Origin of the sequence: Arcobacter vandammei, from assembly GCF_016106035.1 — a bacterium.
Taxonomy (GTDB): Bacteria; Campylobacterota; Campylobacteria; order Campylobacterales; family Arcobacteraceae; genus Aliarcobacter; species Aliarcobacter vandammei.
This window is the reverse complement of sequence record NZ_JADKPZ010000005.1, coordinates 79,716-93,658: the sequence shown is the minus strand read 5'-3', so window position 1 is coordinate 93,658 and position 13,943 is coordinate 79,716. Positions and strand designations below refer to the sequence as shown.

General features: G+C 28.4%; 14 protein-coding genes. 4 read left to right on the top strand and 10 right to left on the bottom strand.

The window, feature by feature from the left end:
- From IQC44_RS04095 to efp, 4 genes are all read left to right on the top strand, one after another.
- Complete coding sequence (locus tag IQC44_RS04095; protein WP_198305029.1) at window positions 1-837, top strand: 4-hydroxy-3-methylbut-2-enyl diphosphate reductase; 837 nt, start codon at window positions 1-3, stop codon at window positions 835-837.
- Window positions 838-904: 67 nt separating this feature from the next.
- Window positions 905-2,557 carry a 30S ribosomal protein S1 gene (locus IQC44_RS04090; protein WP_198305027.1) on the top strand — a complete coding sequence of 551 codons (1,653 nt, stop codon included), beginning with the start codon at window positions 905-907 and terminating at the stop codon, window positions 2,555-2,557.
- A gap of 15 nt (window positions 2,558-2,572) precedes the next feature.
- Window positions 2,573-4,159 (top strand): phosphoglycerate dehydrogenase, encoded by a 1,587-nt coding sequence (gene serA / locus IQC44_RS04085; RefSeq protein ID WP_198305025.1) that lies wholly within the window; start codon window positions 2,573-2,575, stop codon window positions 4,157-4,159.
- Window positions 4,160-4,185: 26 nt separating this feature from the next.
- On the top strand, window positions 4,186-4,746 hold the full coding sequence (gene efp / locus IQC44_RS04080) for an elongation factor P (RefSeq protein ID WP_198305023.1): 561 nt from the start codon (window positions 4,186-4,188) through the stop codon (window positions 4,744-4,746).
- Between the two features lie 55 nt (window positions 4,747-4,801).
- On the opposite strand, the gene prfB is transcribed toward efp, so the two are convergent.
- From prfB to ccoN, 10 genes are all read right to left on the bottom strand, one after another.
- Window positions 4,802-5,899, bottom strand: coding sequence for a peptide chain release factor 2 (gene prfB / locus IQC44_RS04075; RefSeq protein WP_198305021.1), 1,098 nt, complete (start codon window positions 5,897-5,899; stop codon window positions 4,802-4,804).
- Window positions 5,900-5,979: 80 nt separating this feature from the next.
- The gene (locus tag IQC44_RS04070; protein WP_198305020.1) at window positions 5,980-6,615 is read right to left on the bottom strand and encodes a c-type cytochrome; all 636 of its coding nucleotides are present in this window, start codon (window positions 6,613-6,615) and stop codon (window positions 5,980-5,982) included.
- A gap of 64 nt (window positions 6,616-6,679) precedes the next feature.
- Window positions 6,680-9,067 carry a PD-(D/E)XK nuclease family protein gene (locus IQC44_RS04065; RefSeq protein WP_228286252.1) on the bottom strand — a complete coding sequence of 796 codons (2,388 nt, stop codon included), beginning with the start codon at window positions 9,065-9,067 and terminating at the stop codon, window positions 6,680-6,682.
- A complete protein-coding gene (locus tag IQC44_RS04060; RefSeq protein ID WP_198305019.1) occupies window positions 9,021-9,581 on the bottom strand; it encodes a hypothetical protein in 561 nt (186 codons plus the stop codon). Before IQC44_RS04060 ends, IQC44_RS04065 begins: the two co-directional genes overlap by 47 nt.
- A 1-nt stretch (window position 9,582) precedes the next feature.
- Window positions 9,583-10,212, bottom strand: coding sequence for a hypothetical protein (locus tag IQC44_RS04055; protein WP_198305018.1), 630 nt, complete (start codon window positions 10,210-10,212; stop codon window positions 9,583-9,585).
- A gap of 103 nt (window positions 10,213-10,315) precedes the next feature.
- Window positions 10,316-10,558 carry a DUF4006 family protein gene (locus IQC44_RS04050; RefSeq protein ID WP_198305017.1) on the bottom strand — a complete coding sequence of 81 codons (243 nt, stop codon included), beginning with the start codon at window positions 10,556-10,558 and terminating at the stop codon, window positions 10,316-10,318.
- A complete protein-coding gene (locus IQC44_RS04045; protein ID WP_198305016.1) occupies window positions 10,558-11,451 on the bottom strand; it encodes a c-type cytochrome in 894 nt (297 codons plus the stop codon). Before IQC44_RS04045 ends, IQC44_RS04050 begins: the two co-directional genes overlap by 1 nt.
- Window position 11,452: 1 nt before the next feature.
- The gene (locus IQC44_RS04040; protein ID WP_198305015.1) at window positions 11,453-11,677 is read right to left on the bottom strand and encodes a cbb3-type cytochrome oxidase subunit 3; all 225 of its coding nucleotides are present in this window, start codon (window positions 11,675-11,677) and stop codon (window positions 11,453-11,455) included.
- Window positions 11,678-11,686: 9 nt separating this feature from the next.
- Window positions 11,687-12,352 carry a cytochrome-c oxidase, cbb3-type subunit II gene (gene ccoO, locus IQC44_RS04035; RefSeq protein WP_198305013.1) on the bottom strand — a complete coding sequence of 222 codons (666 nt, stop codon included), beginning with the start codon at window positions 12,350-12,352 and terminating at the stop codon, window positions 11,687-11,689.
- A 13-nt stretch (window positions 12,353-12,365) separates the two neighbouring features.
- Window positions 12,366-13,832 (bottom strand): cytochrome-c oxidase, cbb3-type subunit I, encoded by a 1,467-nt coding sequence (gene ccoN, locus IQC44_RS04030; protein ID WP_198305011.1) that lies wholly within the window; start codon window positions 13,830-13,832, stop codon window positions 12,366-12,368.
- Window positions 13,833-13,943: the final 111 nt, after the last annotated feature.

The window sequence follows — 13,943 nt, the reverse complement described above, 5'->3', positions numbered from 1 at the left end:
ATGAAAATAGAATTAGCAAGTAATTATGGTTTTTGTTTTGGTGTAAAAAGAGCAATAGAAATTGCTCAAAAACATGAAAACAGTGCAACTATGGGTCCATTAATTCATAATGAAGATGAAATTAATAGATTAAAAAAAGATTTTAGAGTAGGATTATATTCTAGTTTAAGCGATGTAAAACCAAATGATACAGTAATTATAAGAACTCATGGTATTCCAAAAAACGATTTAAAAGAGCTTAGAAAAACTACAAAAAAAGTTATAAATGCAACTTGCCCATTTGTTACAACTCCACAAAATATCGTAAAAAATATGTCTAAGGAGGGTTACTCTATTCTTGTTTTTGGTGACAAAGAACATCCAGAAGTAAAAGGTGTTATCTCTTATGCTGATGATTTAGATGATGTTCATATTGTTTTATGTGTAAAAGATTTAGATAATATTAAATTTAAAAATAAAAAAATAGCTTGTGTTGCCCAAACAACAAAGAAAAAAGAGACATATTTAGAAATAGTAAACTCTTTAATTCTAAAAAATAAAGAAGTTAGAGTATTTAATACAATTTGTGATGCAACTTTTGAAAATCAAGATGCAGCTAGAGATATTTCAAAAAAGGCTGATGTAATGATTGTAATTGGTGGAAAAAGTTCATCAAACACAAAACAACTTCACTCAATTTGCCTTGAAAATTGCCCTGATTCTTATCTAATAGAGAATGAAGAAGAATTAGAAGAAAAATGGTTTATAAATAAAGAGTTTTGTGGAATAACAGCAGGTGCAAGTACTCCAGATTGGGTTATTCAAAAAGTACTATCTAAAATAAAAAGCTTCACTTAGGAAAATTAAGCCACTTTTTTGTATAATCGTCCAATTTTAAAAAAACTGGTAAACAAGAAGGTATAAAATGAGTATGGATGATATAGATTTAGGTGAAGACTTTGATTTTGAGCAAATGCTTAATGAGTCTTTCGAGCAAGCAGAGAATAATTCTGTTGTTGATGGTGTAATTGTTGAGATTAATTCTGAGAGAGTTTTAGTTGATGTTGGTCAAAAAATAGAGGGTCTATTACCAATTTCTGAAATTACTGTTTCTGGAGAAGTTAAATATAAAGTTGGTGATACAATTCCTGTTATGCTAATGGGAAATAGAGGTGAAAGACCAAATATTTCACATAAAAAAGTTTTACAAAAAGCAAAATTCGATAATTTTGTTTCAACTTATGGTGAGAATTTTGAAGATGTTACAATTGAAGGTAAAATTGTAAGTATTAAACAAAGAGGTGGATTTACAATCGAAGATGCAAATGGTTGTGAATATTTTATGCCACTAGCTCAATCATATATGAAAACTATTGGTGCTATTGGAAAAACTGTAAAAGCAAAAGTTATTAAAGTAAATAAAAACCAAAGTTCAATAATAGTTTCAAGAAAAAAATTAATTGAAGAGGGTAAATCTGAAAAAGATGGCAAAATCGCTGAAATTTTAGAGAATAAATCTCCACTAACTGGAACAATTAAAAAAATCACTTCTTATGGAATGTTTGTTGATTTAGGTGGAATTGATGGTTTAGTAAACTATAATGAAATCTCTTACAAAGGACCTGTTAATCCTGCAAACTACTACAATGAAGGTGATGAAGTTTCAGTTGTAGTTTTATCTTATGACAAAGCAAAACAACACTTAAGCCTTTCAATTAAAGCTGCTTTATCAAATCCTTGGGAAGATATAAAAGATCAGTTAGAAGTTGGTGATACAATTACTGTAACTGTTTCAAATTTTGAATCATATGGTGCTTTTGTTGATTTAGGAAATGATATTGAAGGTCTTTTACATATTTCTGAACTATCTTGGAATAAAAATATTAAAAATCCAAAAGAGATTTTAAATATTGGTGATGAAATTAATGTTGAAGTAATTGAATTAAATATTGAACAAAAAAGATTAAGAGTATCTTTAAAAAATCTTCAAGAAAAACCTTTTACAAAATTTGTAAATGAGCATAAAGTTGGAGATATTATAACTGGTAAAATAGCTACATTAACTGATTTTGGTGCTTTTGTTAGTATTGGAAATGTTGATGGTTTACTTCACAATGAAGAAGCTTCTTGGGAAACAAATGCAAAATGTAAAAACCTATTCAAAAAAGGTGATGAAGTAGAAGTAAAAATTATCAAAATAGATAGAGAAAAAGAGAATATTTCACTTTCAATTAAAGAGATAGCTGAATCTCCTGCTAAAAAATTCCAAGATGCTTATAAATTAGGTGATATTATTAAAGGTAATGTAAAAGACATTAAAGATTTTGGATTATTTATTAAACTTGAAAACAACCTAGATGGTCTTGTAAGAACAGAAGATTTTGGACCTTTAAAAGCTGATGAAGTTAAAATTGGTGATGAAGTTAAAGCTGTAATTATAAACATTGATACTAAGAAAAATAGAGTTAGATTATCTATAAAAAGATTAGAGCAACAACAAGAAAGAGAGATGTTAAAATCTGTAAATGATGATTCATCTATGACTCTTGGTGATATTATTAAAGACCAAATAAAATAATTAGGAATATTTAAAATGAGTAAACATACAATTGTAGTTTGTGATCATATTCACGAAGCTGGATTAAATATTTTACAAAACTGCGAAGACATAAATTATGTTTTTGCAGCTGATATTGATAAAGTTAAACTATTAGATATTATAAAAGATGCTGATGTTGCAATTACTAGATCTTCAACTGATGTTGATGAGAAGTTTTTAAATGCTGCTACAAACTTAAAAGCTATTATTAGAGCTGGTGTTGGTTATGACAATGTTGATATAGATGGTTGTAGCAAAAGAGGAATAATTGCTATGAATGTTCCAACAGCAAACACAATTGCTGCAGTTGAGCTTACTATGGCACATATGCTTTCTTGTATGAGAAAATTCCCTTATGCACACAATCAATTAAAAATTGATAGAGTTTGGAAAAGAGAAGATTGGTATGGAAATGAACTCTATGGAAAAAAATTAGGTGTTATTGGTTTTGGTAACATAGGTCATAGAGTAGCTCTTAGAGCAAAAGCATTTGAAATGAATGTAATTGCATACGACCCATATATTCCAAGTACTAAAGCAACAGATTTAGGTATTAAATATACTACAAATTTTGATGATATTTTAGCTTGTGATATTATTACAATTCATACTCCAAAAAACAAAGAAACTATCGATATGATAAGTTTTGATGAGATTAAAAAGATGAAAGATGGAGTTGTTTTAATCAATTGTGCTAGAGGTGGATTATACAATGAAGAAGCTCTTGTAGAAAACCTAAAATCTGGAAAAATTGCAATGGCTGGAATTGATGTATTCAAAAAAGAACCTGCAACTTCTCACCCACTTTTAGATTTACCAAATGTAACTGTAACTGCTCACTTAGGTGCAAATACAAAAGAGAGCCAAAGAGAAATTTCAGTTCAAAGTGCAAATAATGCAATAGAGAGTGCTAGAGGAATTTCATATCCAAATGCTTTAAATCTTCCTATTGATGAGAGTAAAATCCCAACATTTGTGAAACCATATATTGAGCTTACACAAAAAATGGCATTTTTATTAGCTCAAATAAGTAAAAGTGAAATTAGAGTAATTGAAGTTAATGCTGAAGGTGAACTAGGAGAATATGTTGATTCTCTACAAACTTTTGCTAGTGTTGGAGTTCTAAGTGTTAGCTCTGGAAGCACAGTAAATTATGTGAATGCAAACTTTATAGCAAAAGAAAATGGAATTGATTTAAGCACTAAATCATCTGTAAATTGTAGTGGTTATAAAAACAAAGTTACTATTAAAATTACAACTCCAAAAGGTGTAAAATCTATCTCTGGAACAGTTTTTGATGAAAATGTTCAAAGAATTGTTAATCTTGATGGTTTTGCTATAGATGTTGAGCCAGATGGAAAAATGATTATTATGAAAAACAAAGATATTCCAGGTGTTGTTGGGAAAGTTGGAAATCTTTTAGGAGAAAATGGTATTAATATCTCTGATTTTAGATTAAGTCGAGGGAAAGAAGGAACTGCATTAGCAGTTATTTTAATAGATGAAAAAGCAAACTCAAAAGTAATAAGCGAACTTGATAGCCTAGAAGCTAGCCTTGCTGTTGCTTATGCTGAAATATAATGGGAAACATTTAAAAAGGAGAATTTATGGCAATTGGAATGAGTGAATTAAAAAAAGGTTTAAAAATAGAAGTTGAAGGAATTCCTTATAAAATTGTAGAATATCAACATGTAAAACCAGGAAAAGGTGCAGCTTTTGTAAGAGCAAAAATCAAATCTTTTTTAAATGGTAAAACTATTGAAAAAACTTTCCATGCTGGAGATAAATGTGAAACTCCAAATTTAGTTCAAAAACAGATGCAATTTTTGTATGATGATGGTGAACTTTTACAATTTATGGATACTACAACTTATGAGCAAGAGGGTTTAACTTATGAGCAAGTTGGAGAAGCTTTTGATTGGATAATCGATGGAATGCAAGTTGATATGATGTATTTCAATGGGAAAGCTATTACAGTTGAGCCTCCAATGGTTGTTGAGCTGAAAATTGTAGAAACTCCACCAAACTTTAAGGGAGATTCTCAAGGTGGAAGAAAACCAGCTACTTTAGAAAGTGGTGCTGTTGTTCAAATTCCATTCCATATTCTTGAAGGTGATGTAATCAGAGTTGATACAAGAACTGGAGAATATTTAGAGAAAGTAAAATAATCTTATTTTAAAAGTTTTTTTAACCCAAATCTTTATGATTTGGGTTTTTTTATTCTTATTTTGAAGAAGTTGCTATAAGAACATCTTCCATTATTTTTGTAATATCTCCATCAAGTATAGCATCAACATTTGAATAACCAATATTACTTCTACTATCTTTTACTTGTTGATATGGTTGCAATACATAAGATCTAATTTGATGTCCCCACCCTATTTCACTTTTATCACCTGTATCTTTACTAGCTCTTTGTTTTTCAAGTTCTAGCTCATATAGTTTTGATTTAAGCATTTTAAATGCACTATCTTTATTTTTATGTTGAGATCTATCATTTTGACACTGTACAACTATTCCACTTGCAATATGTGTTATTCTTATAGCACTTTCTGTTTTATTAACATGTTGTCCACCTGCTCCACTTGCACGGTATGTATCAATTCTAATATCTTTATCTTCAATTACTATATTAATATTATCATCAATTTCAGGACTTACCATAACAGAAGTAAAAGAAGTATGTCTTTTTGCATTAGAATCAAAAGGAGAGATTCTAACCAATCTATGAATACCATTTTCTGTTTTCATATATCCATAGGCATTTTCTCCACGAATTATAAAAGATACGTCTTTTATTCCCGCTTCATCTCCAGCTTGATAATCAAGTAGCTCTATTTTAAAATCATTTCTCTCAGCCCATCTTAAATACATTCTATAAAGAATTGAAGCCCAATCTTGTGATTCTGTTCCACCAGCCCCTGGATGAATTGTAACAATAGCATTTAAAGAATCATCAGGATTTGAAAGCATTACAGATATTTCAGTTGATTTTATTAAATCTTCTAAATCACTCGCTTCTTCGTATAATAGCTCTAAAGTATCCTCATCTTTTTCACTATTTGCCATCTCATATAGCTCATTTGTACCACTTAATGACTCAAAAGCTTTATTAAACTTATTCAACTTTCCAAGAATTCTATTCTTCTCTATTCCAATTTTACTGGCATTTTCAACATCACTCCAAAAGTTTTGGTCTTCTTCGAGCTTTATAATTTCATCTAATCTTGCATTTAGCTCTTCTGGTTTTAATATGCCTTTTATATTATTTAATTTTGTATTTAATAATTTTAATAATTCTGAATATTCGTATGCATCCATTTTTTTCCTTTTGGTTTTTGAAAGATTTTATGTAAAAAGAGTTGTTTTAAGTATCAAGAGAGCATCTAGCTCTCTTTGATTTATTGAATGCTATCTAAATAGGCTTTGATACCTTTTATAGTCTTATCATTTAAAAAATTGATATGTGATGGTGCATATACAGAACTAGCCTTTTCTCCAACACCTAATTTATACTCTTTTAGTGCTTCTTCCATAGCTTCTGTACTTAAATCCTTAAGTCTTGTATTCCCTTTTCTAACTTCACCTTTTGCACCGTGACAGTTTTGACATTGATTAACATACAAAGATTGTGCATCAATTTTTGCTTCTTTTATCTCTGCTTCAACTTTTGCTTTCTCTTCAGCCTCTTTTTTAGCTTCTAGTTTAGCCATTATATTTGCTTCCATTTGCTCTTGGCTAATAGAAGAACCAGCTGCTCCTCCAACTACCATAGGTGCAATTTTTGGATGGTCAGCAGATTTTAATATATAGATAAAGCTTGTACCACTAGCTGTTTGTGATATTTTAATATCATCAACAGTCCAACCCTTTGCTTTCATATCATTTATTGAATACTTTCCAGCACACTCTCCTCCATCAAGGGCAATAGATTCAATAGTTGCCATTGAAGAGTGGCTCTCTTTAAAACACATTGTTGTATTTGCAAAACTTGATGTTGCTAAAAGTAAAATAGACGAAATAACCGCTTTTTTCAAGATAAAATCCTTTATTTAAAATACAAGATTTTATCATAAAATTTATTAATAATCTTCTTACTTCCTATCTGTTACAGATTATTTTATAGTTACAGAACTCACATATTGCTCTATTTTCACACTTAGAAAATGATATTTTTTCTTTTGATAACTCTTTTAACTCATCAAAAACAGAACTTAATAACTCCAATTTTTTTTCTAGCATTATCTCTTCTTTTAATAAAGTATCATAAAGTGAAAAATAATAAGCTCTTATCTCATCTGCTTTATAAAGTTCTTTTGCACCTATATAATAAAATTCTAGTTGAAAATCATGGCTTTTTTCATAAGTTTTTTCTGTATCAATACTTAAATTCTTTGAAGTTTTATAATCAATTAACTCATATATACTATCATTTAAATCAACTCTATCAATTACTCCATTTATAGCTATTCCATTAAAAAAGGTATTAAAATTCTTTTCTAAATCGATATTTTTTACATTTACTCTTTTTTTCTCAAAATCTAAAAAATCATACAGTTTTTCTCTATAAACCTCTAAATCTAAAACTAAAAATGGATTTGTTTTACCATATTTAATAAACAGTTCATCCAAATACTTTTTATCCTTATTTCCACTTTTAATTAGCTCTTCTAAAATCTTATGAATTATGCTTCCTAACTCAAAATTTTCAGGAACTAAGGATATTTTATGATTTTTAATTTTTAAAATATTTTCTAAATAGTACTTTCTTCTACAATCTAAAAATTTCTTTAAGCTACTTGCAGACCAAGATATTTTTGTTAAATCAATTTTTTCTTCAATAATCTCATCACTATAATTTAAAAAACTATTATTATATAAAATACCCTCATAACTCTTATCGTTTGAAGAACTATCAATCTTTTTAGAAAATAATTCATTTGCAAATCTCGAAATTTGTGAATTTTGTGAATTTACAAACGATACAAATAGATTTTTTGAGTTATCAAGTAATCTTTTATAGTAGTATTTCTGAAGATTTTCTCTATCAAATTTAGTAGGTAAATTTGCCATATTTTTTATCTTTGTTGATAAAAACTTATCTTTTGATGATAGTTTTGGGACAAATTCATCATTAAAATCACAAATAATAACAGCATCAAAATTTATCAATCTTGTTTCTAATAAACCCATAACTGTAACTTTTCCTGAATGTGCATCGTCTAAAGTTATTTTTGCTAATTTTTGTAAAAATATTTTAAAAACATCTTTTAATTTTAATTCAAAGTTTTGGGTAAATAGTATTGTTTGAAGCTTAAATATTAGCTCTTCGTATTTTTCTAATAACTCATTATTTGTTTCATTATTTTTAAAATAATTTGTTATTTCAATAAATTTATCTTTTGTACAATATCTATTCCAAAAAGCTTTTATATCTTTTTCAACAAACTCTTTTTCAATATTTAAAAATTTCAAATTTTCAATATTTTTTAAATCATCTTCCAATAAAAAACTATATATTGCATTTACTTTTTGATATAAATTCTTATTGATAATAGTTTTTCCCATTGCAAAGTTAAAATATTGTTCATTATCAAATATTTCTAAACTTTTTACAAAACTTTCATCAGGTAAAACAACGGCAATATTTTGTGGATTTATTCCATTTTCAACACAAGAAACTATCGAAGATTTTATATAAGATATTTGATTTAGCCTCGAAGAAAAACCTTTTATTTCTATATTTTTTGCTTCATTATCAAAAGCTTCTTCTTTTAAAATATTTTTAGAACTAATATTCAAAAGATATTTACAATTTAATTTTAAATCAAAGCCCAAATTAGTAAAACTTTCTATAGATTTTTGATTATAAATATTTGAAAAAAGCTCAATTTTAAGCTCTTTTATCTTTGATACTTTCTCAATTATCTCAAATTCTGTTTTTGTAAAATAACCCTCAAAATAAATTGTAATATCAATAAATCTATCTATAAAATCACTATTTATTTTATAATTCTCTCTTAAATTTACTCTATCAACAAAAAGATTCTTATCCAGTAGTGCTTTATAATTTTTTAGAATTTCATCTAAAATTGATAAATGTTCACCATAAAATTCATAAGTATCTTTTGTCTTTATCTCATTTATTTCAATATTTTCGCTTGAGATTTCTAAAAAAAATCTATAAATATACTCACTTTGACTCAAAAATTTTGTAAAACTACTACTAATTCCTAACTTTTTTATATCAATATCTTTAACTGCTTCATGTAAAAGTAGTGTTCGTTGTTCTTCATCACAATATATTTTATTTTCAAAGTATATAGACTTTTTTAAAAAATCATCAATTGTAAGACAAGTAGGCAAAAGAGTATTTAGATTTTTTTGTCTATCTAAATAAGCTCTTATTGCTCTTTGTGTAGGGAAAATTAGAAGGGATTTTTTATTTAGCATTTGTTTTAATAAAAATATATCCTGTGCTATTTTCAATCTTAAAACTACCTGTAATTATCCAATTTACAGGATCAGTTATTTCAAATTTTGTGTTATAAATATTTTCATTATTTGAAAAATTCTCATTTTTCAGGCTTACTTCACCATCATTTGACATATTTTTTGTAACAATCAAATCAATAGCTAAAGGCATTTTTTCATTTGTAGCTCTATTTATTACAAACAATTTAATGTTATTTGTTCCAACATTTAAGATGTCTTTATGGCTTGAATATTTTTCAATTACTCTTTGCCCAAATTTAATATCTTCAGTTGTAAGTGGAAAAACTTTTCCATTTAAATCAAACTCTAAATTATATTTTTCTAAAAAATTTGCATTAGAATTCATAATATTATTATAGTTTTCATCTACAAACTGATATTTTTTAATAAAACTTTTATCTTCAATAACTGGTGCTTTACTAGCTTGAACTATTGTCCAAATAATCATATAAACAGTAAAACCAAAAATTGCTATAAAAAATAGTGGCCAGTAATTTCTTTTTCTCATATTATTTTCTCTTTTTAAGTATTGAATATACAATTGCTAAAAGAGCTGACAATAATATAAAATAGACAAAAACTCTCCATAGTGTACTTGCAACTTTTCCTTGATTTCCAATATTGCTTTCTATTTTTATATTTTTTTCTTCAGATAATTTATCAATAATTGCAGAATATCCATTTAAAACAGCTGCACTTATTTTCGATGCCATTGTATTTTTATCTTGTGAAGCCAAAAGTGGCACAACATAATCATTTAAAATATCATTTTTATCTATTATATTTTTTAAATTATCACTTGTATATAAGTTTACATGTGTATCTTCTAATGAAATTGTTAGTAGTACATAAGGATTTTCTAGTCCTTTTAAAATGTCTTCTTCAATTTTTTTAATATATTCTATTTTTTCTTTAGTTTTAATATTTGATTCCAAACCAAAACCCTTAGTTGCATAAATATAACTATTTACACCAAGTTTAGATTTAACTTCATTTCCAATTTCTATAATCTTCTCTTTTGCTCTAACATCAATTAATCCATCATCTTTTAAGATAATACCTTGTGCTAAACTATTTGTATATAAAAAAAGTAGAAGTGAAAAAATCACCCCTACTTTTAAAAAATTATAACTTCTCATTTAACCAACAAATACTTTTGCTTCATCAAAGAAAGCATAATAGATTGTCATTAGTGCAGAAATTAAAAGTAAAATAGTAATTAATCTTTCCATACTTTACTCCTTATTTACCATTACCAATTAATTGGTAATGTTTATGGTTATCTGGACTATTTGCTTTTAATGCATTTAAGTCCTGATTAATTTGGTAAGCATTTGTTGCTTCTCTTTGTTGAACTAAAAGACCATTATAAACTAAAATTACAAGAATAGATAAAAGCAGTACAACAGCTATTAACATTCCAGTTATTCCATGTAGTTTAAAAACTCCTCTTTCATTTTCATTCATTTGAGTATTTCCAGCCATTATTTTCCTCCTAAGCTTCTAATATATGAAGCTAAAGCTTTTTCTTGAGTCTCATTTAATCTCTCATTAAAACTTGGCATATGTCCAATAAAACCTTTTTTACCATCTTTTAATACAGCCATTACTAAAGCATCATCATAAGAATTAATATTTGGACCAACAAATGGCATACCTTCTCCATTATCTCCATGACAAGCTGCACAAGTTGCATACATAGCAGGTTGTTCACCTTTAAATCCACCTGCAACATAAGTACTAACTGCATCAATATCAGCATCTTCTGTTAGCATCATTGGAGGCATTCCACCTGGGAAAGAGTTTACAAGGTGATTTGAACCATTTCTAATTGTAAACTCAACTTGTTCTTTAGAAATTCTTTTTGTTAAGTTTTGAGCTTTACCATTAATTCCCTCAGCATCAACACCATGACAAGGTGCACATTGTACTAAGAAAACAGATTGTCCCATAGCTTTTAAAGTATCTTCACTAGGATTTACCCATTTTTGCTCAAACTTAGAATTATATTCATTTGTCTCTTCATTCCATTGACCAATTTGAGAGAACCCATTAATTGGATAACCAACTGTGAAGTACCAAAACATCCAAACAATAACACCTATAAAAGCAAAAGCCCAACCAGTAGGAACAGGGTTTTTATACTCACCAATTCCATCCCATTTTTCACTTACAAGTTCTCCACTTGCAGTATCATTTTTCATCTGATTAACATATTTTAATGCTACGAACGTTGTAATTGTAATAATTGCCGTTGCCCCTAAAAATGTTAAAGCATTAATATAATCATCACTAATAAAAGCATCACCTGCTACAAAGTAAGTTCCTGCCATTAATGCGATGATAAGAATTATTCCACCTATAACCATAGATTTCATGTTATTTCTCCTTATTACCTATATCTTTTTTTATATCTCTTTCTTCAAGAGGCTCTGAAACACTTGAATCATCATGTACAAGCTTTGAATATTTTTCAAAATCTCTCTCTCCTGTTTTATCCCTTTTATAAATAGAATAAGCATAAGAATAGAAAAGAATAAATACAACTAAAATCAAAAAGAATTTAGCATAACCTTGCAATGTCATCAATGTTTCATAATCCATCATTAACCTCTATTTTAAAGAATTTAAATATGCAATTAACGCAACTATTTCAGGAACCTGACCATTTGCAACAGCTTGTTTAACTTTCTCATTTTTCATATCAGCAGCAATAACTTTTGCTTCTTCTAAAAGAGCAGCTTTTGCTTCTTCTAAAGTTCCAAGTTTTGGCATACCTTCTTGATCATAAGGAGTATTGAATACAGTTTTTACTGTATAAGCTTCAGCATATGCTGTTTCAACATCTGCTATATTTGTAAAATGGTGTTTGTATGCTGGCATAACACTTCCAGGAACAACAGCCTTAGGATCCCACATATGGTTTTCATGCCAATCTGTAGTTCTATAATTTCCAACTCTCATTAAGTCTGGTCCAGTTCTTTTTGATCCCCATAAAAATGGTCTATCATAAGCATACTCTCCACTTAATGAGTACATTCCGTATCTATCAGTTTCAGCTTTAAATGGTCTGATTAACTGAGAGTGACAAGCATTACATGAATCTTTAATATACACTTGTCTTCCTGCAAGTTCTAAAACACTATAAGGTTTTGTACCAACAGTTGGTCTTGCTTGTTTTGCAAAATCAGGAATTGCTTCTATAACTCCAGCAAATGCAACAAATAAAAATACCATTACCGCAAAGAAAAACGGTCTTTGTTCTAACCAATGAAACATTTTCTCCCCTTTCTTAAGCTGCTACTGGAGTTGCATTTGCTGGTTCTTTATCTAATACTCTTCCACATCTAATTGTTTTATAGATGTTATAAGCAAACATAAAGAATCCGATTAAATACATTAACCCACCAACTGCTCTAATTGTGTAGTATGGATGTAACACTGTAACTGTATCAATAAATGAGTAAACTAATGAACCATACTCATCATAAGCTCTCCACATCATACCTTGAGTAATACCTGCAATCCACATAGATGTAAAGTATAAAACAATTCCAACTGTTTGTAACCAGAATTGAGTTTCCATCAATGATTTTGAGTATAACTCTCTTTTGAACATTCTAGGAACCATATGGAATAGTGCTGCCATAACCATAAATACAACCCAACCTAAAACTCCATCATGAACGTGTCCTGGAATCCAGTCTGTAAAGTGTGCAATAGCATTTACTGATTTAATAGCTTGAATTGGTCCTTCAATAGTACTTAACATATAGAATGTTGAAGCTAAAACCATAAATTTAATTAATGTATTAGATTGTAACTGATTCCACTCACCTTTCATAGTTAAAAGCATATTAATAGCAGATCCCCATGATGGTAAAATTAAAACAACAGACATAACTGAACCCATAGTTTGCATCCAATCTGGAACAGTTGTGTAAATTAAGTGGTGTCCACCAGCCCATAAATATACAAATAATAATCCCCAGAAAGCTAGGATTGATAATTTATATGAATAAACATTTTGTCCTGATTCTTTTGGTAAGAAGTAGTAAATTAATGCAATAATTGGAGTAGTAAATACGAATGCAACAGCATTGTGTCCATACCACCATTGAACAATAGCATCATTTGTACCTGAATACATAGAAACAGAGTGCATCCATGAACCATATCCACTTACAAGTGCAGTTGGAACTTCCATATTATTAAATAAATAAAGCATTGCAATTGCTATAAATGTAGCAATGAAATACCAAATAGAAACATAAATAGTTCTTTCTCTTCTAATTCCAATAATTCCAAAAATTGAAATTCCCCATAAAACCCACCAAAGAACAACTAAAATGTCTAATGGCCACTCAAGTTCAGCATACTCTTTTGAAGTTGTATATCCCATAAATAGTGTAACAACAGCTAAAAGAATTGTTATAAAATATAACCAAAAGTGTAATTTAGCAATAACCATTAAAAAAGGAGACTCTTTTAATGAAACTTTTAATACCCTTTGAGATATATAATACCATCCAGCAAAAACTCCACTTAGTGTAAATCCAAATGCTACACCATTTGTGTGCAATGGTCTTAATCTACTAAATGTACCATATTCTCCAGCCAAATAGTTTAGCTCTGGAAAAGCTAATTGAAAAGCAAGTACAACACCAATTGTCATACCAATGATACCAAACAAGATTGTTGTAAATGTAAAACACTTAGCAACAGAGTAGTCATACTCAATTTGTGCACTGTTTTGCATCAATTTCCTCCTACAGTTTTTATATACAAGTCACAAATATGTCACTCATTAGGCAAAATAATATCAAAGGCAAACTTAAAAGTAACAAAAAAATTAACAATTAATTAACGA